This is a genomic window from Micromonospora sp. BL4 (genome assembly GCF_003667505.1).
Lineage (GTDB): Bacteria > Actinomycetota > Actinomycetes > Mycobacteriales > Micromonosporaceae > Micromonospora.
Map to the genome: position 1 here is coordinate 1 of NZ_RCVJ01000175.1, position 453 is coordinate 453.

General features: G+C 65.3%; 1 pseudogene. It reads right to left on the reverse strand.

Features of this window, described 5'->3' with window-relative positions:
- Positions 1-378, reverse strand: a pseudogene (locus EAD89_RS23870) (branched chain amino acid aminotransferase); the annotation flags it as partial.
- Positions 379-453: the final 75 nt, after the last annotated feature.

The window sequence follows — 453 nt, forward strand, 5'->3', positions numbered from 1 at the left end:
GCGAAGGTACAGGCTGGTGCCGTCACCGCCGGGGACCCAGTGTCGCTCCTGCTGGACGAGCAGCTCGACGGCGCGCACGAAGGTCTCCACCGGGAGCTCCGGCATCGCCAGTCGCCGGGCGGAGGCGTTGAACCGGGCGGCGTTGCGCTCGGGACGGAAGAGCGCGATCGACCCGCCCGGCTGGCGGTACGCCTTCATGCCCTCGAAGATCTCCTGCCCGTAGTGGAAGACGGACGCCGACGGCGGCAGGGCGATGTCCTGGAAAGCCTCGAGTCGCCCATCGTGCCACCCCTGCTCAGCGTCCCATCGCAGGGTGATCATGTGATCGGTGAACACCTTGCCGAAGACCGGTGCGGCGAGTATCGCCCGTCGGTCCATTTCGGACATTGGATTACGGCTTGGACGCACGTCGAAATTTATTATGGCTACTGCCCTCCCCCTCAGACCATATAT